The following is a 21810-nucleotide window of genomic DNA, read 5'->3' as shown; positions in this document are numbered from 1 at the left end:
TAAGCCCAGAGCTAAGCAAGTTAGCTTCTGCTTTGCTTCCAGCATTAGGGTTTACACACTTGTCCTCGTTTTTATTCCAAAGATGTAGTACGAGCTAGTTCAACAAAAGCTTGTAAGTACTGAATGTTGTGGTCGGTTTCTCGGGTACCGAGATAAATATGCTTGGCGATACCGTCAGTACCTAGGCTTAATGGGACGATGGCAAGTTTGTGGGCGTATTCCTCAACCAGCCATCGGGGTAGGGCAGAGACGCCACGGCCGCTGGCTACCATTTGCAGCATGATATCGGTGGTTTCAATGGTTTTGTGGCGTAATGGTGTGATGCCTGCTGGTAGTAAAAACTGGTTGTAGACATCTAGGCGTTCAATATCGACGGGGTAGGTAATTAATACCTCTGTGATGAGGTCTTGGGGTTTGACATAGTTTTGCTTAGCCAGAGGGTGGTCTTTAGCCACCACAAGCACTTGTTCGTAATCAAATACAGGTTCGAACCGTAGTCCTGGTTTAAAGACGGGGTCTGGGGTGACCAATAGGTCAACCTCATAACCAATTAAAGCGCCAATACCACCAAATTGAAATTTTTGTTTAACGTCTACGTCTACATCGGGCCAAGCACATAAGTAAGGGGAAACGATTTTGAGCAGCCATTGGTAGCAGGGGTGACATTCCATGCCAATGCGTAATGAGCCGCGTTGTCCTTGGGCGAACAGAAGCAGTTGTTCTTCAGCCAGCTCTAATTGCGGTAAGACGCGATTAGCCACCGCCAATAAATAGTGACCGGCTTGTGTTAATTGCAGGCTGCGGCCCTCGCGACGCCATATTTCTATGCCCAGCTGTTGCTCTAGTTTTTTCATACTGTGGCTAAGTGCTGATTGCGTCACATGGAGGACATTTGCTGCACCCGTTAGGGAGCCTTGTTTTTCGACTTGTTGTATGACGAGAAGGTGAATGCGTTCTAACATGATGTGTGAGTAAAATTCATTGATTAGTGAGATAAAGCCATTTTACTTCATTGATTCCTTTTCCTACAATACAACACGTTACTTATTCATTTGTCTTTTGAGAGCAGTACAGAACGACAAGCCACCTTCTAGATGGATAAATATGGGGGCGTGACGTTGCTTTCTACGATCAGGTGGTGGGCTTTACGCCTGAACGTACACCAAATAATGAATACAACTATTACGTCAGGGCTAACACCTAGCCGATGACTCAGATTATTCCATTTCAGTTTTATCTCAGAAATTAAGGCTTCAGATCACAATGAATAAAGCATTCACATTTAGCATTAAAAACATCAACTTTGATGAAAACTACGAGCCCTCTAAAAACACGCGGGCTACGACTAATTTCGCCAACTTAGCGCGCGGAGCCAGTCGTCAAGAAAACCTACGCAATACCTTAAAGATGATCAATAGTCGCTTTAATGATCTGGCTAATTGGGATAACCCAAATGGCGATCGGTATTCGGTTGAATTAGAGATTGTTTCGGTAGATATCGATGTAGAGGGCAATGGCAGCACTTTTCCTACCATTGAAGTTTTAAAAACCAATATTTTGGATCATAAAAATAACACCCGTGTCGAAGGCATTGTAGGCAATAACTTTTCTTCGTACGTGCGCGATTATGATTTCAGTGTGGTGTTGCCTGAACACAATAAAAATAAAACTGAATTTAGCTTACCTGAAAATTTTGGTGATTTACATGGCAAGATTTTTAAATGCTTTTTAAATTCAGAGGCTTATAAAAAACATTTTAGTAAAGCACCTGTAATTTGTTTAAGTGTGGCTTGCAGCAAAATCTACCATCAGACAGGCAACCAGCACCCTATCTTAGGTGTGGAATACCAACAAAATGAATTTTCCTCTACGGACCAGTACTTTGAAAAGATGGGCCTAAAGGTACGTTATTTTATGCCACCCAATAGCGTTGCGCCATTTGCGTTTTATCACCAAGGCGACTTGCTTAATGATTACACAAACCTTGAGCTGATTAGTACAATCAGCACCATGGAGACATTCCAAAAAATTTATCGTCCTGAGATTTACAACGCGAATTCTGCTGCGCAAAAACGCTATCAGCCTAGCTTATCAAACCCCAATCATTCGTTGACGCAAATCGTTTACGATAGAGAGGAACGAAGCCAGCTTGCGGTCGAGCAGGGTAAATTTACTGAAGAGCACTTTATCAAACCCTATCAAGCCATTCTTGAACAATGGGCTGCTAATTACGCGCTTTAATCAACTAAAACAACAAGGTCATTTATTATGAAAAAATTGTTACCCACGTCTACAGCGGGTAGTTTACCTAAACCCTCTTGGCTAGCGCAGCCCGAGACCTTATGGTCTCCATGGCGTCTTGAAGGGGATGAGTTAATCGAGGGTAAACAGGATGCATTGCGTTTAACTTTGCACGAACAACAGCTAGCGGGTATCGATATTGTCAGCGACGGCGAGCAAACGCGTCAGCACTTTGTGACGACATTTATTGAGCATTTGAATGGTGTGGATTTTGAAAAGCGTGAAACCGTGCGCATTCGTGATCGCTACGATGCTAGCGTCCCAACCGTTGTAGGAGAGGTGTCACGGACTAAGCCTGTGTTTGTTGAGGATGCAAAGTTTTTACGTCAGCAAACCAAGCAGCCTATTAAATGGGCATTGCCTGGGCCCATGACCATGATTGATACGCTTTACGACAACCATTACAAAAGCCGTGAAAAATTAGCCTGGGAATTCGCAAAAATTCTAAATCAGGAAGCCAAAGAGCTTGAGGCGGCAGGGGTTGATATTATTCAATTTGATGAGCCGGCTTTTAATGTGTTCTTTGATGAGGTTAACGACTGGGGTATTGCCACCCTAGAGCGTGCTATCGAAGGCTTAAAGTGTGAAACAGCCGTGCACATTTGTTATGGCTATGGCATTAAAGCCAACACCGATTGGAAAAAAACACTTGGTTCTGAATGGCGTCAGTACGAAGAGTCCTTCCCTAAACTGCAGCAGTCCAAGATTGATATTATTTCCTTAGAGTGCCAAAACTCACACGTGCCTATGGATTTGATTGAACTTATCCGTGGTAAAAAAGTAATGGTAGGGGCTATCGATGTAGCGACTCATACCATAGAAACAGCCGAGGAAGTGGCTAACACCTTGCGCAAAGCGCTACAGTTTGTAGACGCAGACAAACTCTACCCCAGCACTAACTGCGGTATGGCTCCTTTGCCCCGTGATGTGGCTCGAGGCAAACTCTTTGCCCTAAGTGCAGGTGCCGAGATTGTGCGTCAAGAGCTATTAAATAAATAACACAAAATAAACTTTGTGTGTTTAAACCCGCTGCGTGCGGGTTTTTTTACTTTAAGCCGTCTACCCTAACCAAATGCGCGCAAACCTGAGCCGTTTTTTGGAGTAAAGCGTCCAGCTTCTGCTTAGTAGCAACTCACTCACTGAGGCACACTATTATTACGCCCCGTTGAGTCTCATGGGGAGCACGTCTTTTTAATAAAAGATCATCACTCATACCGTGTGTTTAGCTTGTGTGAATGAGATTGCGCATACGTTGTCCAGCATGCCAGTCCAGTAGATTGGCTACGGCCACATTTACCATGCCTAAGCGTGTGGCTTTGGTGGCGCTGCCAATATGCGGAGTGAGTACAGCATTAGGGGCTGCTAATAGCTCGGGGGCAATAGCGGGTTCGTTTTCAAACACGTCTATGCCTGCAGCAGCAATCTGTCCTTTTGCTAAGGCATGAGCAAGCGCCACATCATCCACTACGCCACCGCGTGCAATATTAATCAACACAGCTGAGGGTTTCATTTGGGCTAATTCCGCCGCGCCAATCAGATGGTGTGTTTGAGTTGAATACGGTACTACCAGAATCAGGTGGTCTGCTTCGCTTAATAATGTATTTTTATCTACCCAGGTTGCACCGTTGGCCTGTTCGGGCGCTAAAGGGGTGCGGTTGTGATACAACACACGCATCCCGAAGCCTTGGGCGCGGCGTGCTACTGCGCCTCCAATACGGCCCATACCTAAAATACCTAAAGTGCTGCTGTGAATGTCTAGACCTAACCATCCGTCCAGAGTTAGACCTTGCCAGTGTCCTTCTCGCAACCACCGTTCGGACTCGCTGATGCGACGTGCCGCAGCAAATAGTAGGGCCCAAGCCAGATCAGCAGTAGTTTCAGTCAATACATCGGGTGTGTTACTGACCTGAATCCCTCGTTTTGCCGCTGCTGCCACATCAATATTGTTATAGCCTACTCCTATATTGGCGATAACTTGCAAGTTAGGCAGCTGTTCTATTAGAGCGGCGTTGACTGGAGTGCTGGCGGAGACGAGTAGGGCTTTAGCATGGTGCGCAAAACGAACTAGCTCATCGTCTTTTAAAGGCTGGTTTGAATCATGATAAGCAATACTAAAACCAGCGGCTTGGAGCTTGGCTACTGATTCAGGAAAAATGCGACTTGTAATGGCGACCTGTGGAGCATTTGCATTCATACATCTATCCTATAAATTTATTATGAATTGTGGGTTGCTTGAATTTAGTTAAGCTTAGCAAACTCTTTTTTGTTAAGTGATAAAAAAGCCAGACGGTTCATTTAGGTCTGGCTTGGTTGTACTAATACATAACGCATAGGTGAACTTAATTCATTGGGTAAAACTGATTCCAAATGATGGGAACAAAGTCCTCGTCATAATCCCCTAGCCACACCAACTGCGTTTGATGGGGTGCTTCATCCGTTTGGGTTTCATAGCGCACTGCGCCCTTAATAAATTGCTGAGTGCTAGGGTCAAGCACCACCACATAAGCTGAGTTAGGGCAGTTATGGGGCTCGCAACCTCCAAAAGCAATGTACTCCTTTTCATTGACCAATACTTTAACTCCTGGCGTTGCTACACCATAGGAGGGCAGCCAGGTAGCGGTTTTAGATGCGTCTTGAGTCAAGTTGGTATAGCTTTTAGCGAGGTCTTTGCTTTGCTCTGTGATGTCACTTAGATATTGATTTTCAAAAGTGGGTAGCGGTTTTTCTGCTGAGTAAGCGATGGGTGTGGCTAACCACATAGCACTGCATAGTAGACTGATTAAGCGTGTTTTTTTATTCATCTTAGCTCCTTAGGGCTATAAAAAAATAAAAGTGGCAACTGAGACCTCCTTCTCATGCTGTTACAACGCTAAACCCGCGATATTTAGTTTTTAAAGGCGAGCCTATTAACATTAAGCATACCGCATTGATTTAGTATTGCTAGCGTTTTATAGGGGCGAGTTTTTCTCTGAAATCTTGGCTAAGTTTTGTTCTGAGGCCGAGGCCTGCAATGCAGCAAAATAATGCGTGGGTGCTTTTCCTAGTGATTTTTTGAACATGGTAATAAAAGCCGTCACGGAGTCGTAGCCTAAATGGCCTGCCACGGTTTGAACGGCCGTGCCTGCTGCTAAGAGCTGCAAGGCAATTAAAAGATGCAACTGTTGGCGCCATTTCCCAAAACTTAATCCTGTTTCCTTAACAAGTAGGCGGGCTAATGTACGATCACTCATGGCTAATTGTTGCGCCCAGTTAGCTAAGGTGGTGCGATCAGACGGATCGTTTAGCAGCCGTTGTGTCATTAAATGAATTTTAGGATGCGTAGAAATAGGTAAACAAAGTTTTTCTTGATCGCATAAGGTCAGTTGTTCAAGCAGTACCGTAACAAGTCGTTCTGTAGCGCTATTTGCATTATAGAGAGGGTCTTGCTGAGCCAAGTAACGAATCATTTCTCGCACATGCGGTGGCAAAGCGAGGGTGCAACATTCGGTGGGCATTGAGGCAGCCGTGACTTCAATTAATAAAAAATAAATTTTTGCATTCGCAGTAGCAAAACTGCTGTGCGGCATTTGGCTTGGTATCCAAACAGCATGCTGAGGAGGCACCATCCATAACGCCGATGGAACTTGGCAAGTGACCCCTCCGCGCACCGCCATGATTAATTGCCCTTTTTGGTGGCGATGTTCCGGTTGTTCTTCGCTGTTGTTTGCTACTTCGACGCGCAGTGCAACGGCTGGTCTAGGGATCGTATCAGGGTCAAATTCACTCAAGGAATGACGTAGAGAAGGGAAGTTTGTCATAATTTAGCGATAAATAGTCATTATTTCTATATTATCCAGAGTCTGCTTAGAGGTACAGTCATTACACAATGATTTAAGGAGTACAACGCAGTGAGCCAGTCTGTATTGACTAAACGTAGTGTGTTTTTATTATTAGGTGTGGTGTTTATTGCAGCCAATTTGCGCGCCCCTTTTACTGGCTTGCCTCCAGTATTGACCCAAATTCAAGCGGGGGTTGGGTTAAGCGCAACGGGAGTAGGGATTCTGACTGCACTGCCATTATTGATTTTTGCTTTGGTATCACCGCTAAGCGCTCGTTTGGCGCAACGCTTAGGCTTAGAGCGCAGCTTATTTGGTGCCGTTTTAATTATTGCATTAGGCATTAGCCTTCGTTCAGTAGGAGGGCAAATAGCACTATTTAGCGGTACGGTACTGATTGGGGCGGGTATTGCGCTGGGTAATGTGCTCTTGCCTAGTCTTATCAAGCGCAACTTTGCGCACCACATTACGGCGGTCACAGGGGCATATGTGTTAAGTATGGGTGTGGCTGCAGCCTTGGCGTCGACCCTAGTCAGTCCTATTGCAGAGCGACTTGGGTGGCAGTTTGCTCTGTTTAGTTTTATTTTCTTGCCTATAGTTGCTCTGATTTTATGGTGGCGGCCAATGATGACTGCCGTATCGACTGCTTCTGCTCTTGCTACTGAGATTAAGAAAGTTAGCTTATGGCGTAGTGCATTAGCTTGGCAAGTCACGTTGTATTTGGGTTTGAACTCAACGATTTATTACGTGGTAATAAGTTGGTTGCCAGTGTTATTAAAAAGTTCAGGCTATTCGGCAGTAGAGGCGGGTTCAATCCATGGTGTATTGCAACTCGCCACCGCCGTACCCGGTTTGGTTTTAGCGAGTCTTTTGCGTCGTTTGCCTGACCAGTGCCGTATTGCTTTTATAGTGTGTGTGTTATCTGCTGTGGCCTTACTTGGTTTTCTGTATGCGCCGCAGTGGGCTTGGCTCTGGGCTGTTTTGTTTGGTTTTGGCACAGGGTCTGGCATTATTTTAGGGTTGGCATTTATTGGGTTGCGCTCTAACAGTGTGAGTCAATCAACCGCTTTATCTGGCATGTCGCAATGCATTGGTTATTTATTGGCTTCGGCAGGTCCTGTTGTTATAGGGGCTCTCTATACGTGGTCAGGGGCATGGACGCTTCCGTTATGGCTGGCTGCGTGTCTGGCAGTGTTAGGGGCTACGATGGGTGGCTTAGCAGGGCGATCGCGTACATTGCACGACTAATTGAACTGGATATTTAGGGGGGAAGCTCATTAATAAAGAGTGGTTCTATTGACATCCTTCTCGCCCTAAAGGACGGAGCTTTGCGCGTGTTTTGGTAAAGACGCAGAGGATGCTAAACGCGACGTTTAAACGTTAAATCGCCGTAGCCGTGAAGTTAAAATTTAACAAGTGAGTTGAATCGCGCTTTTACAACAGCATAGCTAGGTTAATTCGCTATTTCCTAGGGTTTACCCTATAATAGTAATCACTGATGATTAACTCTACAAAGAAGGGTTTCAAAATGGTGAACTACAACTTGGCAGCTTCCAATGGCATTCAATTAGAGCGTACTCCTCGTACAGGCGCATTTGCTAATCGCATGCAGGAAATTTGGCATCACGTAGTCACTGTTGCTAAACAATTTGACCGTAAAGCACATGTGTTTTTTGAGGCTCAAGCAACAACACGCGGTCGCAAAGTTGAGCAAGTAAAATGGGGTTTTGAGTTACACACCGGATTTTAATCCCAGGTGACTGTGTCGATGTAAAAGGCTAGCAGATAAATTCGCTAGCCTTTTTGCTTTATGGGCGCGTTGATCTAGTGCACAGCAAAGCTCGCCCTAGAGGGCGGAGCAGGCTGTCAAAATAAAAAGTAATTATTTCACTAACGTTTTTTAGCCCCAGATGCAATAGATGTTTTTTTATATTTTTTGTTTGTAGCCTACAGGTATAATTCGGTTGGAATTTTATACAGTCACACTATTGGCTTTAGACTCTATATAGCAAATAGCCTGCTTTTTAATCCATTAGGCTCTGTGTCTGTACGTTGTTTTCTTCACAAAAGGGCAGCTGGATGTCACAGACAGATTCGTTGGATGCAGTAAAAACGGCTAAGCATAAATGGCCACAGTGGATAGGGGTGTTGGCTCTTATCTACATTTTAATTAGTGCTGTAAGCTTAATTGGTACCGGATTTCAAGAGGCCACCGGAGGCCAAGCCCAAGAGCTTTTTTCTTTTGCGACCAACCCATACGTAGGTTTGGTTATTGGTATTGTGGCAACGGCGTTAATTCAGTCGTCTTCCACTGTCACCTCGCTAATTGTTGGCATGGTAGCCGGTGGCTTGCCTGTAGCGATTGCCGTTCCCATGGTAATGGGCTCAAACATTGGCACCACGGTCACTAATACTCTGGTCAGCTTGGGCCATATGCGCAAAAAAAATGAGTTTAGACGCGCTTTTGCCGCTGCGACGGTGCATGATTTTTTTAATTTGTTGGCAGTGGTGATTTTTTTACCATTAGAAATCATGTTTGGCCTCATTGAGCGCTCTGCAGCGGTGGTAGCTCAGGCCTTGGTGGGCGATGCCAATGTGTCTATGTCTGACTTCAACTTTGTGAGCGCTGCCACTTCACCTTTGGTAGATAGTATCGAGGCCGGGGCACGGTTATTACCTAATCCTTATGCCGGCTTACTCATGGTGGTTGTGGGGCTAGTGCTTATCTTTTTATCTATTACCTATATAGGTAAATTGTTGCGTGTGCTGATGGTGGGCAAAGCCAAAGACGTGATGCACAAAGCCATCGGTAAAGGCCCTTTGACAGGGATCTTTTCCGGTACATTAATTACGGTATTTGTGCAGTCGTCCTCAACCACTACAAGTTTAATGGTGCCGTTAGCTGGGGCTGGCACTTTTACGCTGCGTCAGATTTATCCGTTTATGTTGGGCGCTAATATTGGCACCACCATTACTGCATTGCTGGCCGCGACTGCTGTTATTGGTCCAATGGCGGTGCCAGCAATGCAGATTGCTTTAGTGCATGTGCTTTATAATATTTTTGCCGTAACACTTATTTATAGTGTACCTTTTCTTAGAGAGTTACCGTTACGTGGTGCAGATCGTTTAAGCCGACTTGCCTCTAAAAAGAAACTGTATGCCGCAGTTTGGATTTTTGGGGTGTTTTTGCTTCTGCCTTTGTGCCTTATTGCATTGACCACTTTGTTTTAAGGAGTTGCGATGCCTAATCAAGATTTCAGTGGTATGACTCGTAAAGAGTTAAAGCAGATATTAGATGATGCACAAGAACAAATTACTGCTATTCGTGCCGAACTAACGCGTCGAAAAATCGATGCTCAGCACGAGGCCATTGATCGTTTACGTTTGCCCGATAGCCGCACAGGAGTGCAATGGTATCAGGTAAAAGGTTTTTTTCAGCATTTGCTTGACGAGCTACGCAGCAAAGACGATTAGTATTAAGCGGCTGATTCGGTTTGTGTTAGCAACGTCTATAGGGCCAAAACCTTAATTGCTGCGTGTGCAGTGGTTAGGGTTTTGGCTTGATCCGTTTTATACTGTGGGTATTGTTTGAGCCCTGTTAGCTATACACAAGGTCTATTTAGACCTTGCGCTTTTAAGCGGTGCAAATACTGACAGTAAAGGAAATTTTATGAGTACTCCCAATAAATCGCAGAAAAAAGGCGAAAGCGGCCTTTCGTTATTACAAGGGTTGGCGATCTTAGCCGCCTTAGGTTTAATCGGTGCAGCCATTGCACGTTATTTTGCAGGCTAGTATGTCCACACCAAAAAAATTAGTCATTGCGACCCGTGCTAGTCGTTTAGCGCTTTGGCAGGCCGAGCATGTACAAGCCCGCTTAAAACAACTCTACCCAGAGTGCGATGTACAGTTACTAAGTATGAGCACCAAAGGCGACCGTATTTTGGATCGCAGCCTGTCTAAAATCGGGGGTAAAGGGCTATTCATCAAAGAGCTCGAAACGGCGCTTTTAGATGGGCGTGCTGATCTGGCTGTGCATTCATTAAAAGATGTGCCTTATGATGTGCCGGCACCCTTTGCCTTGCCTGTTATTATGGAACGCGATGACCCCCGGGATGCTTTTGTATCCAATCACTATCAGAGCTTAAACGATTTGCCCGATGGTGCTGTAGTTGGTACTTCTAGCTTACGCCGTGAGTCACAATTACGAGAGCGTTACCCCCATTTAGTCATCAAACCATTACGCGGCAATTTAGATACCCGTTTATCTAAACTAGATGCTGGCGAGTTTGACGCTATTATTCTAGCTACCGCAGGCTTAAAACGCTTAAAGATGACCGAGCGTATTCGATCGAGTATTGAAGTGGTTGATAGCTTGCCTTCTGCAGGCCAAGGTGCTTTAGGTATTGAAACGCATCAAGACCGTGACGACCTTAAAACATGGTTAGCCCCATTAGCTTGTGCACAATCAACCTATCGTTCCCAAGCCGAGCGTGCTGTAACCCGTGTTCTGGGCGGCTCTTGTCAGGTGCCCTTAGCGGCTTATGCCGAGCTCGAAGGAGATCAAATTTGGATTCGTGCTTTAGTGGCCGAGCCAGACGCCTCTGTGGTGTATCGTGCCGAGCGTCGCGGTCCTGTAACCGAAGCCGATGCTTTAGGTAAAGCCGTAGGCCAAGACCTTTTAGCCCAAGGGGCCGATGTTATTTTGGCTAAACTTGCTTTGCCTAACGAGGAGTAACCTTGGCTACGGTTGTTTTAACTCGGCCAGCAGGAAAAAATGAGGCCTTGGCTCAGGCTCTAATTCCTCACGGTATACGACCGTTGGTATTACCTGCCTTAGCTGTTACATCAACCATGGATCAGCTCCCCCCTGCGTTGACGCCTCAGCCTCACGAGTTAATTATTTTTGTTAGTGCTCAGGCTGTGCGTTATTACTTAAAGGCGCTAGCGAAATCCGGCCAAACCTTTATGCCCCAACACCTTATTGCCACCGTTGGGGCGGCAAGCGCAGCACCATTTTATGAGACGGGCTTAGCGACCCAACTTGAGCTGATTCATCCACCCGCTCATCATCCGTATCAAGACTCCGAAGCGCTTTGGGCATTACTGCAACCACGCTTAGCTGAATTTGAACGGGTTTTGTTGGTGCGGGGGCAGCACGGTCGAGAGTGGCTCAGCCAACGTTTAGAGCAAGCTCACAAAAAATTAACACGTTGTAGCATTTATCAGCGATCCCCAGTGGTGTGGTCTGATGACAGCGCTATACAATTGCAGCGTGATTTGGTAAAACCCCAAGCAGTGACCTTTCTTTTGACCAGTTCAGAAAGCACTCAAGCCATCTATGAAAACATGGTGCGTTTACAGTTAGATATAGCTTGGAGGCACGCACGGTTTGTGGCTATACATCCGCGTATTGCAGAGAAAATTCAACAGTTATGTGGTTTTACTCCTGAGCAGTTGCAGGAACAAGTTCAGCTATGTGCACCTAGCCAAATGGCGATGCAGGAGGCGTTGCTTAGAGCGGCGCTGCCCAAATAATGCTTAACGGATTACAATTACGTCATGAAAGAGAACAGCGATAATACGAATCAGACGCAGCAAGCCACTGGAAAAGCAGCTTCCCCAGCTAGCAAGCCTGCTAAAACTAAAGCCAAAAGCATTAAAGGCCCGGTGCTTTTAACTGCTTTGATAGCCCTAGCTTTAGGTGGTGGGGCAATGTGGTATATCCAAACTAATCAACAAAATCTTAGCCAGCAGTACGATTCGCAGCTACAGCTTCTTGTGCAACAAGCGCAAAAAAACGAACAGTCTGCTAAACAGGCTCTTACGCAAGTTGAAAATCAAGCCCAGCAACTGCAGCGATTAAATAGCCAGCTCGCCCAAGCCCTAGAGCAACTTAATGATGTCAGTGCTGCAGTGCAAACCATCAGCGACTCGGGCACAGAAATTATGTTGTTAAACGACATAGAGCAACTGGCTGCGCTTGCACAGCAACAGCTTCAAATCGGTGGCAGTGTAGCCAATGCCATCGTAACGCTAGAGACTGCACAAGCACGCTTGACCCAAGCCAACCGTCAAAATTTTGCGGTACTTATCCAAACTATCAACGGCGATTTGGATCGATTACGAACAGCTCAAGTCATTGATGTCGCTACCTTAACAGCACAGCTAGAGCGATTAACTGACTTAATTAATAAAGCGCCTTTATACATAACTGAAGCCGGCGCGGGGCTCTCAGAGTCTGATCAACCTACAACCGATCCTCAGACATCAGTTTCTACCACACCTGTTGCCGAAGACTCGGCTTGGTGGCAGCGTGTACTCAGTACCGCAGCGGCTCTAACGCAACAAAGCTGGAACAGCATTCGTCAAGACCTAGGTCAGTTTGTTAGTGTGCGTCGAGTCGATGATAATGCGGCGCTACTAATTTCTCCAGAGCAGGCCGATCGTTTACGTGAAAATCTACGTTTGCGTATTACCATGGCCCAATTGGCTTTAATGACCAAGCAGCCTAAAGTTTGGCAGTCCGAAATGGGTTTTATTGTTAAAGCGCTCGAAGAGCGTTTTGATGCCTCAAAAGCGCTAACACAACGTGCTTTAGCCTTAGCGACTCAATTAGCTGATGCGGATGTAGAGCTAAAGCTACCAACCATTGATAACACGTTGGCTGTCATTGAGAGTTTAAAACAAGGGTCTGAAGACGAGTTTGAGTCCGAGCTGCCTCAGCAAGATTCTGTAGTAGAGCCTGTGCCAACTCAGCCCCAAGCTCACGACGAGGCAACCGACTCTAACACAGCAGAGTCTGATACCAAGAACGAGCCGACGCCAGAGTCTACTTCAACTGAGCCCGAGACCCAACACGAGACAACCCCAAACACTCACTCAACTCAGTCTGAGCTCACCCCTTCCACAGAGTCGGGCGATAGGGCAAAAGCCACCCCGACTCGTACTCTGCAGGCGGTGTAATTATGCGTACATGGATTTGGACTTTTCTGGTTTTTGTGGCTGCTGTAGCGTTGGCGTTGGTTTTGCGAGAGCACAGCGGTAATGTGCTAATTATCGCACCACCGTGGCATATCAGCTTCTCAACCACTTTTAGTGTTATTGCGCTAATTGCGTTGTTCTTTGTGCTGTATATGTTGTTAAACGGTTTGTCTTGGCTCACCGGTAGCCCTGGGCGCTTTAGATTGTGGCGTCATCGCCGTGCCGAGCGTCGCGATCAAGACTTGCTGCAAACTGGCTGGATTCATATTCTTGAAGGTCGCTCAGCTCAAGCAGAAAAAGAGCTCACAAAATTGCTTGCTAAATCGAAATCGCGTAAAACCAAACTGGTTGCCGGTTTAGCTTCGGCTCGTGCTTCACACGATCTAGCCGAGTTTCACCGTCGCGATGAGGCGCTGCAGATTGCTCAAAAAAATGCCGGGAGCGACCCGCAGTTAAAACTTGCCTACGCCACTGCAGCTGCTGAAATGTACCTAGAGCAAGGTTTAGCCCAAGAAGCCATAGATCTATTACAGCCTGTACAGGACGCCAGCTCTAGGCATTTTCAAGCAACTCGCTTACTACTGCGTGCTTACCGCCAACTGGATAACCCAGAGCGTGTTTACGAATTAACTCGCTTGCTATTACGGCGTAGTGCCATTGATAAAAAGCAGGCGTTGGACTATATAGAGTACGCTGCCGCTCGACGTATTCAGCTAGCTAACGACGAGCAGTTTAAGTCTATCTGGAGCGATTTGCGTACCGAAGAGAAAACACGTCAACAAGTCGCATTAGCCGCAGGTCAATGGTTAACGCAGGCGGGCAGGCTTGATGAAGCCGCTCGAGTGCTAGAGGCTGCTATTCAACAAGAGCCCGAGCCCGAGTTATTAAATCTGTATGCTAGTACTACGGTAGATCAATACAAACGTCGCTTAACCAAAGCCGAAGAGTGGTTACAACGCCATCCTAATAATCCCGCATTGTTAGTTACCTTGGGGCGTTTATGTGTGTTGGGCCAACTTTGGGGGCAAGCAGAGCATTACTTTAAACGCAGTATGGCACTGCGTAATGATTTACGTATTCATGCTTTATTAGGTCAACTCTACGATGTCTTAGAGCGTCACGACGAAGCCATTCAGCATTGGCGCATTGCTGCAGCGACAGCAGGTACTTTGCCCATTATGGCACCGCATCGCTTATTGCCTGCTGCCGATCTTCAAGATGATCCGACTTTAGTCGATGGGGCCTTGCCAGAAGACAATGCTTACGTCGATACTACAAGACCTGTTGCAGCCAGTGCTGTTGATGCGGCGGTATTCACCTCAGCCGATCCCGTCTCAAAAACCGAGCTCCCTCAACCAACCACAGCGGTTAACGAGGAGGCTGAACATCAGTATTTTGACACCGCTCCTATCCCAGGGGTTGATGTCTCCATGACATCCGATGGTACCCATCGGAAACGCGATTAACTAACTAAAGATTAAAGGCATACAAATGAGCTTAACTAAAATTGGTTACGGCGATAAAGCTCCTGAAGAGTTTAATGTAGTAGTAGAAATCCCCATGAACTCCGACCCTGTTAAATACGAAGTGGATGACAAAACAGGCGTGGTTATGGTGGATCGCTTTATGCTGGCAGCCATGCATTACCCATGCAATTATGGCTATGTGCCCCAAACCATTTCTGAGGACGGCGATCCCGTAGACGTACTCGTTTTGTCTCCTTTTCCTATTCAAGTCGGTGCAGTCGTCAAATGTCGTGCTATTGGTGTGCTTAACATGGAAGACGAGGCAGGTGGTGATGCTAAAGTTCTAGCTGTACCTGTTACCAAACTCTATCCTCCCTACCGTAACATCCAAAGCCCTAGCGATCTGCCCCAAGAAGAGCTTGATCGCATCCAGCATTTTTTTGAACGGTACAAAGATCTAGAAAAAGGTAAGTGGGTAAAAGTACAGGGTTGGGCTGATGCCGAAGCCGCTAAACAAGAAATAACCAGCAGTATCGAACGTTTTAAGGCGGAATAAAATGAACTGGGTCTTTACACCTCCTGCTCCCAATTATTTAGAAGTGGTTGACTCCACAGCCCGTTTTCCCGTGCAGCGTGTGTTTTGCGTAGGTCGTAATTATGCTGAACACGCTCAGGAAATGGGGCATAGTGGACGTGAAGACCCTTTCTTTTTCTGTAAACCTGCTCAAGTCATTTTACCGATTGGCACAGATGGCAAAGGCGTTATGCCTTATCCAAGTCAAACCAACAACCTGCAGCACGAGGTTGAGCTAGTGGTCGCATTAGCTCAGGGTGGTCGTGATCTTAGCGTGGAGCAAGCTGCTCAATCTATTTATGGCTATGCCGTTGGTTTAGACATGACGCGTCGTGATTTACAGGCTCAAGCCAAAGAGTTAGGACGTCCTTGGGAACTAGGTAAAAGCTTTGACGCTGCAGCTATTATTGGCCCAGTTGTACCCAACACACAGCTATTGGATTCGGGGGATATTCGTCTCTATATTAATGACGAGCTACGCCAACAAGGCGATTTGAATCAAATGATTTGGCCAGTGGCCGAAGCTATTGCTTTTTTGTCGCGCTACATTACGTTATTACCGGGCGATGTGTTGATGACTGGAACGCCTGCCGGTGTCAGTACTATCCATAAAGGGGATCAGCTTCGCGCAGAAATTGCTGGTTTCCAGCCGCTTCATATTGACGTGAAATAGTTGTTTCACCATCACTTCAGCACCGAAATTCACTAGACTACGACCCAGCCCGATACAGCAAGTTTATCCATAGCTTAGGGCTGCTTATTCTAGGTCGGTGCTTTCTGAGGTTTTGACCTGGTTTCCGCCTGATTGACGCCTATCAGGTTTCTGGAGCTAAACAAGTCCAACACATTGCTTGTCGAGTGCTTAGCCTGCTTGCCGCTGCACGCGGTGTGGTTAAAACAATTGCAGCAGGCGACCTAGCGAGAGCAGTAGCACGAAGGCCGAACTGCGGTAGATTGAGGTTTAAGCCAAGGCAGGAAACTGCGGCACCACAAATTCCGCTAGCTCGTCGAGCACTTCCTGTGCAGGGCGTTGTCCGTATTTGAGCTGAAGCATCACATGGTTCACACCAAAAGATCGAAGTAGTTGAAGCAGCTCAATGAGTGCATTTCTTCCCAGTCGAAAACCCAGGTGAATAGGTGTTGCCATTACGTTTGGATCTGCTGTCAAGTCGATATACAGGCCTTGGCTGAATGGCTTAAAGACTTCACCACATTCTTGTCGCACCGTATCATGCCATCGTTTTACGATATCTTTTTGGTGATGAAGTGGTCTTGGGTAAGATAACCAACCGTGGGACTCTCTAGCTATCCATTGCAGCGTCTGACGACTGCTGCCAGTGATGAAAAGCGGGATCTCGCGCGCCAATGGTTTGGGTACCAGATCAGTATTGAGCATTTCACCGTTGTCCCAATGAACAGGCTCGAAATGCGTACTTAGTGCTTGACGCATCACACTCAGATGCTCGACGAAACGCTCACCGCGGGTGTCCGCATCCACATTGAAAGCAGGGTACTCGGCGGGACGATCGCCAGAGGCCACGCCTAATAGTAATCGTCCCCCACTGAGCTGATCTATGCTAGCTGCCGCTTTTGCCATGTGCAAGGGATGTCGGATGGGAACGACTATAGCGCCAGTACCTAGCGCGATCCGACTGGTTTGACCTGCAATGTAGCCAAGATAGACCCAGGGATCATAGACTTGCCCTAGGTCACCGAAACTTGGGTCACGTAGTGGTACATCACGAAACCATAGCGAGGCGAAGCCTGACTGTTCAGCCTGTTGCGCCAAGGCGACCTGGTTGTGCATCAAAGGTGCATCGCCTGCGTAGGCTTCAATGGGAAAGTACAGACCCAAAGTCAGTTGATTTGGACTATAGGTCCTGCAAAAACCGGGAAGATCACTATAGGGTAATGAGGACAGTGAAAGCAAGGCTGGGGCTCCTGAGAATAAATAATGAATGAGACAGAGCTCCTGCACAGCAGAACCAGTGGCATGAGCAACATGTCATAAATAGGTATGAGCCTATGCTAAGCTACAGATTCTATTTATGTAAGTACGCACAATTTTGTGCCATAGGCACAGTTTTTATACTATTGGTTGATTAAAGGGCTTAAATGAAACCTGAAACTCCCCATGCTGAAACTGAGGTATTCGCTTGTCCGGTTACCATCACCGTCGATGTGATTGGAGGGAAGTGGAAAGCGTTAATTCTTTTTTATCTTATGACAGGCACGCTTAGGTTCAATGAGCTAAGGCGCTCTATTCCTGAGGTGAGTCAACGAATGCTAACGTTGCAATTACGCGAGCTTGAGGCCGACAATATCATTATTCGGAAAGTTTATCGGGAAGTCCCACCTAAAGTTGAATATTCATTGGCACCTTTGGGCTTGACACTAGTGCCATTGATCCGTGCTATGAGAGACTGGGGGGCCACTTACGAGGATGTAATCAAAACCAGTAGAAAAATTTCTATAGACAAAAGCAAAATTGAAACGTAGTTGCATTGCCGTAGATTTTGTACGAAAAGCCTGCTCAAGGAGAATCGGTGCCCTGACAGGCTGGCGGCATACATCAAAAACATTTCAAACTTTAGGATGCCGTTTTCTTTCTTATTGCCTGCTAGCATGAAATGCAAGCCTAAACCGAGGTGCCTCTGTTTGTTTGGGCTCCCGAAATATCGCCAACAGCACCCCATTGAACGAATGTTTTACAGTCTAAAAGAGAGCTGTAGAATCAGTGCTTGTTACGATTAGTTGGCAAAACATTTTTCATCCATGCGCAAACTGGCTTGTATGCTGCGGTGCTTATAGCAATACTTTTCATGAAGCCGTAACATTTTCCCGCGATTGTTCACGATTACGCTCAAGCTCATCCAATAAGTCCGCATTTGCTTCTGCCCAACCGTACAGTGTCATAAGCGGTTCCACAAAACGCTTGCCAAACTCAGTCAGAGAGTATTCGACCATAGGCGGAACAACTTGAAGGATGGTGCGCTTGATTATTTGGTCTGCCTCTAATTCGCGTAGTGTTTGAGTAAGCATCTTCTTCGAAATACCGGGCATGCTGCGCTGTAGTTGCCCCGTGCGTAGCGCACCGAAGCTAAGCACATAGATCACCATCGAAGTCCACTTCGGCGAGAGCAACGTATGGATGCGGCGGGGTGGACAAGTCTCGCTGACGATAAGTGGATTGACTGGTTTTTTTATTTCGGAAAAATCCATGGTTACCTTATAGTTCCTATGGCACAAAATAGTACCTATGACACTAAATAGTGCCTAATAGACAAAATTATCCTACCTATTCTAATCTTAATTCTCTTTTGTCTTGCTATCACCAGCTATGTTTTTAAAGGAATTAGGTAATGATGACTCCATCGTGCAAGCAAACTCACACTTTGGAAGGAATGATTAAGTTGTCTAGTGAGGGGCAAAGAGGGCAATCTGGCAGGTTGGTATCCAACGATGATTTTCGTGCGGCTATGTCTCGCGTTGTTGCACCGGTTGCAGTAGTCACCACTGTGGTCAACCATGTCCCTTATGGCACCACCGTCTCGGCCTTCATGTCTCTTTCTCTCAATCCACCGATGATAGTGGTTTCTCTTGAGGCTACGTCCTGTCTTCTGTCTATGCTAGAAATTGGAAGTGCTATTGGACTCAATGTTCTGGCGGAAGGACAGGCAGAGGAGGCTCGTCGTTTTGCCACGAAGAGCAAGGATAAATTCGCAGACGTCCCTTGGCAGCATGATGCGGGTGCCGCTCGACTACAACAGACTCATTTATGGGTAGCTGGCTACGTAACAGAAATGCGACCGGCTGGAGATCACGTGCTGGTGCTGATGAATGTCCAATCTACCGCCCTAGCTGAAAACTCGCCTATGACTTATTGGCAAAGCAGTTTCGGGACTCATGCCGTCCTTACGTCTGCCGGCCACTGATTAATAAATGCTGTCACCTTATGGTTGTTTTACCTAGTGGGTGGCACAGAAAGGACGAGTCGTACGATTCCGAGGAAATGTTTCTGGGAAAACTTAAAAATCAATGCTTTACCGTGGCATGTATAGCGTTTATGCCAGGGGTCCTTGGCACCAAAAATGGGAATGTAGGGCACTCTTCAAACCGATGAATGAGTGCTGTAGTTTCTACTCCTTTGGGTTAGGACTGAATCAACTTTATGATAGAGAAGGAGTCATAGATGACAAGTAAGAGGAAGCTCAAAATTGCATGGGCTAATGAAGGACTCGGCTTTAATTACACCGGATGGCGACAAAAGGATATGCCTATTGATGCCAGCACGAACATAGACTTCTATGTAAAGCATGCAAAGTTGGCCGAACAAGGTTTGTTTGATTTTATGTTCCTATTTGATATTAGCCACGTAGGAGCAGGTAATTTTCCGCACTTTTTGAGCAAGTTTGAGGGCGTTAGCATTATGTCCGCCCTGAGTATGGTTACCACACATATAGGTCTTGCTCCAACCATAGCGACTTCCTATGCAGATCCATTTACCGTTGCTCGGCAGATTGCTTCCCTTGATAAGATAAGCAGAGGGCGAGCGGCATGGAACGCTATTACCTCCAATCTAGGTGGAACCGCTAATCACAGTAGGACATATCTGCAGAAAGCCGATTTGTATCCTATGCATAGAGAATTTCTAGAAATTGTGAGCGGATTGTGGGACACGTATGAAGATGATGCGTTTATCCGTGATAAGAGCTCGGGGGTATTTTTCGACCCTCTAAAAATGCACTCCTTGAACTATAAGGGTAGGTATTTTCAGGTTAGTGGCCCGTTAAATATCAGTCGTTCAGTCCAAGGAAGACCAGTCATCATTACAGCAGGCACATCCTCCGCTCTCATGGAAAATTCATCCAAGTACGCTGATGTTCTGTTAGCGCCGCGTGTGGATGTTGAACCTGTACCGGGTTACTACCTTGAGGCGACGAAGAGATTCAGTAACGAAATTAAGAGTCGAGTAGCACTCGCGGGGCGCTCGCCTGAGGACTTTCTGGTGATGGCTATGCAAACACCACTTGTGGGTGAGACGGAAGCTGAAGCTGAAGAAAAGTTTCAAGAGTTGCAAAGTACATTGCCTTCGAACTATGTCATCCCCAAACCAATATTTTTTGGAACTGCCGAGAAAGTGGCTGATCAGGTTGAGCAGTGGTATAAATCAGGAGCCATAGATATCCTGCTTATCAGGCAAGACCACCTTTCGGGACTCCAGGATTTTGTTGAATTGGTTGTTCCTATCTTGCAGGACAAGGGCATCTTCCGTCGGGAGTACGAGTCGAACACGCTGCGAGGTAATTTGGAGTTGTCCTATCCAGAGAATCGCTACGCAGCCATTAGAAAACCATAAATGTGGATGTTCGCCATTGCCGGAACATTTGGTACTACAGTTTAAGGACGGGGTGGGCAAAGCCAAATAAACCGTGCAATAGAACGACGATTTTTTTGAAGAGCAGAGGCAGGCGCAGCAGAGCGAGCAAGGTGTGATTGGCGCGCAATCTACTGGGAATACGGCGTAATTTAGTGCTGACGTGGGTTGCAAAACATAGTGCTGTCGACGTCAGTCTAGAGCATTACTCGGTAGCCAATGCCCTGCGCGTGGAGGGGGGCTTAGCGAGGTAAGCCCTGCTCGCCAGCGCGTGCTACACAATGTCAACTAATTTGTCAGTATTCTATTTCAGTCATTGCCATCAATGATCGGGGCGGCAATCATTGCCACGGAAGAGTAGGCCACAATTCGTTTTGTATCCAATTTATAAATGCCTGTACACGTGCGGCAGCGTATTGGTTTGATGGCCTTACGAGGTAAATACCTCCGTCTGCGTCATAGCGCCAGTCAGGCAAAATATTGACGAGAGTTCCATTTGCAAACTCACGGACGACAGCCCATTCGCCGACACAGATGATCCCGACGCCTGCACGTGCCATTTCCAATAATGCCCCTATATCATTAGACCGGAAGGTACCTTGAGGCGTTATACCTTCGTGCTGTCCCTGTTTAGTGAAACGCCAGTTTGGGTTGACGCCGGGGCCTGAATAGACGAGTGCGTTGTGCTTTTGAAGTTCGTTTGGCCGTTTGGGAAGACCATGCTTCTTTACATAGCTAGGTGAAGCTGCAAGAACGACGCGATGCGTGCCGAGCTTTCTGGCAACGAGCCGGCTATCGGTCAAGGTTCCCATTCTGATAGCAGCATCAAAACTTTCTCCAACCAGATCGACATAACGTTCCGCAAAATCGACCTCGACGGTCAAGCTAGGATAGCGTCGTGAGAATTCCGGCAGTGCTGGCGCAACCCATAGCCGTCCCATCGCCGCCGGTAATGCCACGCGTAGAACCCCCTGAAGTTGTGCAACCCCTTCACTTGCTTCTTGCTCTGCGTCGCCAATGATGGCGGCAGCACGATCTATCTGCTTTGCCAGCCTTAACCCAGCATCAGTCATCATGATTTGCCGTGTGGTGCGTTCGACAAGCCTTACTCCAAGTCTTGCTTCTAGTGAGGCTATACGCTTCGAGATGATGGTCGGATGTCTTTGCAAAGCATGAGCTGCCGCAGTGAAGGAGCCGTGTCTGGCAACCGCTGCCAATGCAGTAAGCTCATCGAATTGAGTACCGTCAGTATGATCCATAAGGTATTAAATTGCTGCATAAAATGCACTTATATC

General features: G+C 46.7%; 23 protein-coding genes. 16 read left to right on the top strand and 7 right to left on the bottom strand.

The annotated features are described in order from the left end of the window. Positions 1–71: 71 nt before the first annotated feature. The gene (locus ACBP46_RS06645; protein ID WP_371015949.1) at positions 72–962 is read right to left on the bottom strand and encodes a LysR family transcriptional regulator; all 891 of its coding nucleotides are present in this window, start codon (positions 960–962) and stop codon (positions 72–74) included. Between the two features lie 301 nt (positions 963–1263). Between ACBP46_RS06645 and ACBP46_RS06640 the strand changes: the two genes are divergently transcribed. Beyond that, a complete protein-coding gene (locus ACBP46_RS06640; RefSeq protein WP_371015948.1) occupies positions 1264–2241 on the top strand; it encodes a DUF1852 domain-containing protein in 978 nt (325 codons plus the stop codon). Positions 2242–2268: 27 nt separating this feature from the next. After that, on the top strand, positions 2269–3300 hold the full coding sequence (locus ACBP46_RS06635; protein ID WP_371015947.1) for a methionine synthase: 1032 nt from the start codon (positions 2269–2271) through the stop codon (positions 3298–3300). Between the two features lie 223 nt (positions 3301–3523). Here ACBP46_RS06635 and ACBP46_RS06630 read toward each other — a convergent pair whose 3' ends face one another. The 3 genes from ACBP46_RS06630 to ACBP46_RS06620 all read right to left on the bottom strand — a co-directional run bounded on the left by ACBP46_RS06630 (position 3524) and on the right by ACBP46_RS06620 (position 6098). Next, positions 3524–4495, bottom strand: a complete 972-nt coding sequence (locus ACBP46_RS06630; RefSeq protein ID WP_371015946.1) for a 2-hydroxyacid dehydrogenase — start codon at positions 4493–4495, stop codon at positions 3524–3526. A gap of 145 nt (positions 4496–4640) precedes the next feature. Beyond that, positions 4641–5102 carry an Ivy family c-type lysozyme inhibitor gene (locus tag ACBP46_RS06625; protein ID WP_371015945.1) on the bottom strand — a complete coding sequence of 154 codons (462 nt, stop codon included), beginning with the start codon at positions 5100–5102 and terminating at the stop codon, positions 4641–4643. 147 nt (positions 5103–5249) lie between these two features. Continuing rightward, the gene (locus tag ACBP46_RS06620) at positions 5250–6098 is read right to left on the bottom strand and encodes an AraC family transcriptional regulator (RefSeq protein ID WP_371015944.1); all 849 of its coding nucleotides are present in this window, start codon (positions 6096–6098) and stop codon (positions 5250–5252) included. Between the two features lie 90 nt (positions 6099–6188). On the opposite strand from ACBP46_RS06620, the gene ACBP46_RS06615 reads away from it, so the two are divergent. The 11 genes from ACBP46_RS06615 (at position 6189) to ACBP46_RS06565 (ending at position 15811) form a co-directional block, all read left to right on the top strand. Next, positions 6189–7364 (top strand): MFS transporter, encoded by a 1176-nt coding sequence (locus ACBP46_RS06615; RefSeq protein ID WP_371015943.1) that lies wholly within the window; start codon positions 6189–6191, stop codon positions 7362–7364. Positions 7365–7644: 280 nt separating this feature from the next. Then, the gene (locus ACBP46_RS06610) at positions 7645–7866 is read left to right on the top strand and encodes a hypothetical protein (RefSeq protein WP_371015942.1); all 222 of its coding nucleotides are present in this window, start codon (positions 7645–7647) and stop codon (positions 7864–7866) included. Between the two features lie 329 nt (positions 7867–8195). Then, the gene (locus tag ACBP46_RS06605; RefSeq protein WP_371015941.1) at positions 8196–9347 is read left to right on the top strand and encodes a Na/Pi symporter; all 1152 of its coding nucleotides are present in this window, start codon (positions 8196–8198) and stop codon (positions 9345–9347) included. 9 nt (positions 9348–9356) lie between these two features. After that, positions 9357–9590, top strand: a complete 234-nt coding sequence (locus ACBP46_RS06600) for a hypothetical protein (protein WP_371015940.1) — start codon at positions 9357–9359, stop codon at positions 9588–9590. Between the two features lie 196 nt (positions 9591–9786). Beyond that, positions 9787–9909 (top strand): hypothetical protein, encoded by a 123-nt coding sequence (locus ACBP46_RS06595; RefSeq protein WP_268235109.1) that lies wholly within the window; start codon positions 9787–9789, stop codon positions 9907–9909. A 1-nt stretch (position 9910) separates the two neighbouring features. Continuing rightward, positions 9911–10852, top strand: a complete 942-nt coding sequence (gene hemC, locus ACBP46_RS06590) for a hydroxymethylbilane synthase (RefSeq protein WP_371015939.1) — start codon at positions 9911–9913, stop codon at positions 10850–10852. A gap of 2 nt (positions 10853–10854) precedes the next feature. Continuing rightward, a complete protein-coding gene (locus ACBP46_RS06585) occupies positions 10855–11652 on the top strand; it encodes a uroporphyrinogen-III synthase (protein WP_371015938.1) in 798 nt (265 codons plus the stop codon). 24 nt (positions 11653–11676) lie between these two features. Then, a complete protein-coding gene (locus ACBP46_RS06580; RefSeq protein WP_371015937.1) occupies positions 11677–13080 on the top strand; it encodes a uroporphyrinogen-III C-methyltransferase in 1404 nt (467 codons plus the stop codon). 2 nt (positions 13081–13082) lie between these two features. Next, positions 13083–14564, top strand: a complete 1482-nt coding sequence (locus ACBP46_RS06575) for a heme biosynthesis HemY N-terminal domain-containing protein (protein ID WP_371015936.1) — start codon at positions 13083–13085, stop codon at positions 14562–14564. A gap of 25 nt (positions 14565–14589) precedes the next feature. Further along, complete coding sequence (gene ppa, locus ACBP46_RS06570; RefSeq protein ID WP_371015935.1) at positions 14590–15120, top strand: inorganic diphosphatase; 531 nt, start codon at positions 14590–14592, stop codon at positions 15118–15120. A gap of 1 nt (position 15121) precedes the next feature. Beyond that, positions 15122–15811: a fumarylacetoacetate hydrolase family protein gene (locus ACBP46_RS06565; protein ID WP_371015934.1), complete on the top strand. Its 690-nt coding sequence runs from the start codon at positions 15122–15124 to the stop codon at positions 15809–15811. Positions 15812–16099: 288 nt separating this feature from the next. Here the strand turns inward: ACBP46_RS06565 and ACBP46_RS06560 are convergent, their stop codons facing one another. Then, complete coding sequence (locus ACBP46_RS06560; RefSeq protein ID WP_371015933.1) at positions 16100–17068, bottom strand: LLM class oxidoreductase; 969 nt, start codon at positions 17066–17068, stop codon at positions 16100–16102. A gap of 185 nt (positions 17069–17253) precedes the next feature. Here ACBP46_RS06560 and ACBP46_RS06555 point away from each other — a divergent pair, with 185 nt between their 5' ends. Then, positions 17254–17637: a winged helix-turn-helix transcriptional regulator gene (locus tag ACBP46_RS06555; RefSeq protein WP_371015932.1), complete on the top strand. Its 384-nt coding sequence runs from the start codon at positions 17254–17256 to the stop codon at positions 17635–17637. 321 nt (positions 17638–17958) lie between these two features. Here the strand turns inward: ACBP46_RS06555 and ACBP46_RS06550 are convergent, their stop codons facing one another. Further along, entirely contained in the window at positions 17959–18360 is a 402-nt protein-coding gene (locus ACBP46_RS06550; RefSeq protein ID WP_371015931.1) for a winged helix-turn-helix transcriptional regulator, read from the bottom strand. 140 nt (positions 18361–18500) lie between these two features. On the opposite strand from ACBP46_RS06550, the gene ACBP46_RS06545 reads away from it, so the two are divergent. Continuing rightward, on the top strand, positions 18501–19073 hold the full coding sequence (locus tag ACBP46_RS06545) for a flavin reductase family protein (RefSeq protein ID WP_371015930.1): 573 nt from the start codon (positions 18501–18503) through the stop codon (positions 19071–19073). Positions 19074–19330: 257 nt separating this feature from the next. After that, a complete protein-coding gene (locus tag ACBP46_RS06540; protein WP_371015929.1) occupies positions 19331–20497 on the top strand; it encodes an NtaA/DmoA family FMN-dependent monooxygenase in 1167 nt (388 codons plus the stop codon). 359 nt (positions 20498–20856) lie between these two features. Here ACBP46_RS06540 and ACBP46_RS06535 read toward each other — a convergent pair whose 3' ends face one another. Then, entirely contained in the window at positions 20857–21774 is a 918-nt protein-coding gene (locus ACBP46_RS06535; RefSeq protein ID WP_371015928.1) for a LysR family transcriptional regulator, read from the bottom strand. Positions 21775–21810: the final 36 nt, after the last annotated feature.

It is taken from the genome of Paenalcaligenes hominis (genome assembly GCF_041359055.1).
Classification (GTDB): Bacteria; Pseudomonadota; Gammaproteobacteria; order Burkholderiales; family Burkholderiaceae_B; genus Paenalcaligenes; species Paenalcaligenes hominis_A.
Note: the sequence above shows the minus strand (reverse complement) of the source record. Positions and strands in the feature narration are given on the sequence as shown.

Coding starts and splice junctions, on each gene's coding strand:
- ACBP46_RS06645 (WP_371015949.1), bottom strand. CDS start 962: ATGTTAGAACGCATTCACCTTCTCGTCATACAACAAGTCGAAAAACAA.
- ACBP46_RS06640 (WP_371015948.1), top strand. CDS start 1,264: ATGAATAAAGCATTCACATTTAGCATTAAAAACATCAACTTTGATGAA.
- ACBP46_RS06635 (WP_371015947.1), top strand. CDS start 2,269: ATGAAAAAATTGTTACCCACGTCTACAGCGGGTAGTTTACCTAAACCC.
- ACBP46_RS06630 (WP_371015946.1), bottom strand. CDS start 4,495: ATGAATGCAAATGCTCCACAGGTCGCCATTACAAGTCGCATTTTTCCT.
- ACBP46_RS06625 (WP_371015945.1), bottom strand. CDS start 5,102: ATGAATAAAAAAACACGCTTAATCAGTCTACTATGCAGTGCTATGTGG.
- ACBP46_RS06620 (WP_371015944.1), bottom strand. CDS start 6,098: ATGACAAACTTCCCTTCTCTACGTCATTCCTTGAGTGAATTTGACCCT.
- ACBP46_RS06610 (WP_371015942.1), top strand. CDS start 7,645: ATGGTGAACTACAACTTGGCAGCTTCCAATGGCATTCAATTAGAGCGT.
- ACBP46_RS06605 (WP_371015941.1), top strand. CDS start 8,196: ATGTCACAGACAGATTCGTTGGATGCAGTAAAAACGGCTAAGCATAAA.
- ACBP46_RS06600 (WP_371015940.1), top strand. CDS start 9,357: ATGCCTAATCAAGATTTCAGTGGTATGACTCGTAAAGAGTTAAAGCAG.
- ACBP46_RS06595 (WP_268235109.1), top strand. CDS start 9,787: ATGAGTACTCCCAATAAATCGCAGAAAAAAGGCGAAAGCGGCCTTTCG.
- hemC (WP_371015939.1), top strand. CDS start 9,911: ATGTCCACACCAAAAAAATTAGTCATTGCGACCCGTGCTAGTCGTTTA.
- ACBP46_RS06580 (WP_371015937.1), top strand. CDS start 11,677: ATGAAAGAGAACAGCGATAATACGAATCAGACGCAGCAAGCCACTGGA.
- ACBP46_RS06575 (WP_371015936.1), top strand. CDS start 13,083: ATGCGTACATGGATTTGGACTTTTCTGGTTTTTGTGGCTGCTGTAGCG.
- ppa (WP_371015935.1), top strand. CDS start 14,590: ATGAGCTTAACTAAAATTGGTTACGGCGATAAAGCTCCTGAAGAGTTT.
- ACBP46_RS06565 (WP_371015934.1), top strand. CDS start 15,122: ATGAACTGGGTCTTTACACCTCCTGCTCCCAATTATTTAGAAGTGGTT.
- ACBP46_RS06555 (WP_371015932.1), top strand. CDS start 17,254: ATGAAACCTGAAACTCCCCATGCTGAAACTGAGGTATTCGCTTGTCCG.
- ACBP46_RS06550 (WP_371015931.1), bottom strand. CDS start 18,360: ATGGATTTTTCCGAAATAAAAAAACCAGTCAATCCACTTATCGTCAGC.
- ACBP46_RS06545 (WP_371015930.1), top strand. CDS start 18,501: ATGATGACTCCATCGTGCAAGCAAACTCACACTTTGGAAGGAATGATT.
- ACBP46_RS06540 (WP_371015929.1), top strand. CDS start 19,331: ATGACAAGTAAGAGGAAGCTCAAAATTGCATGGGCTAATGAAGGACTC.
- ACBP46_RS06535 (WP_371015928.1), bottom strand. CDS start 21,774: ATGGATCATACTGACGGTACTCAATTCGATGAGCTTACTGCATTGGCA.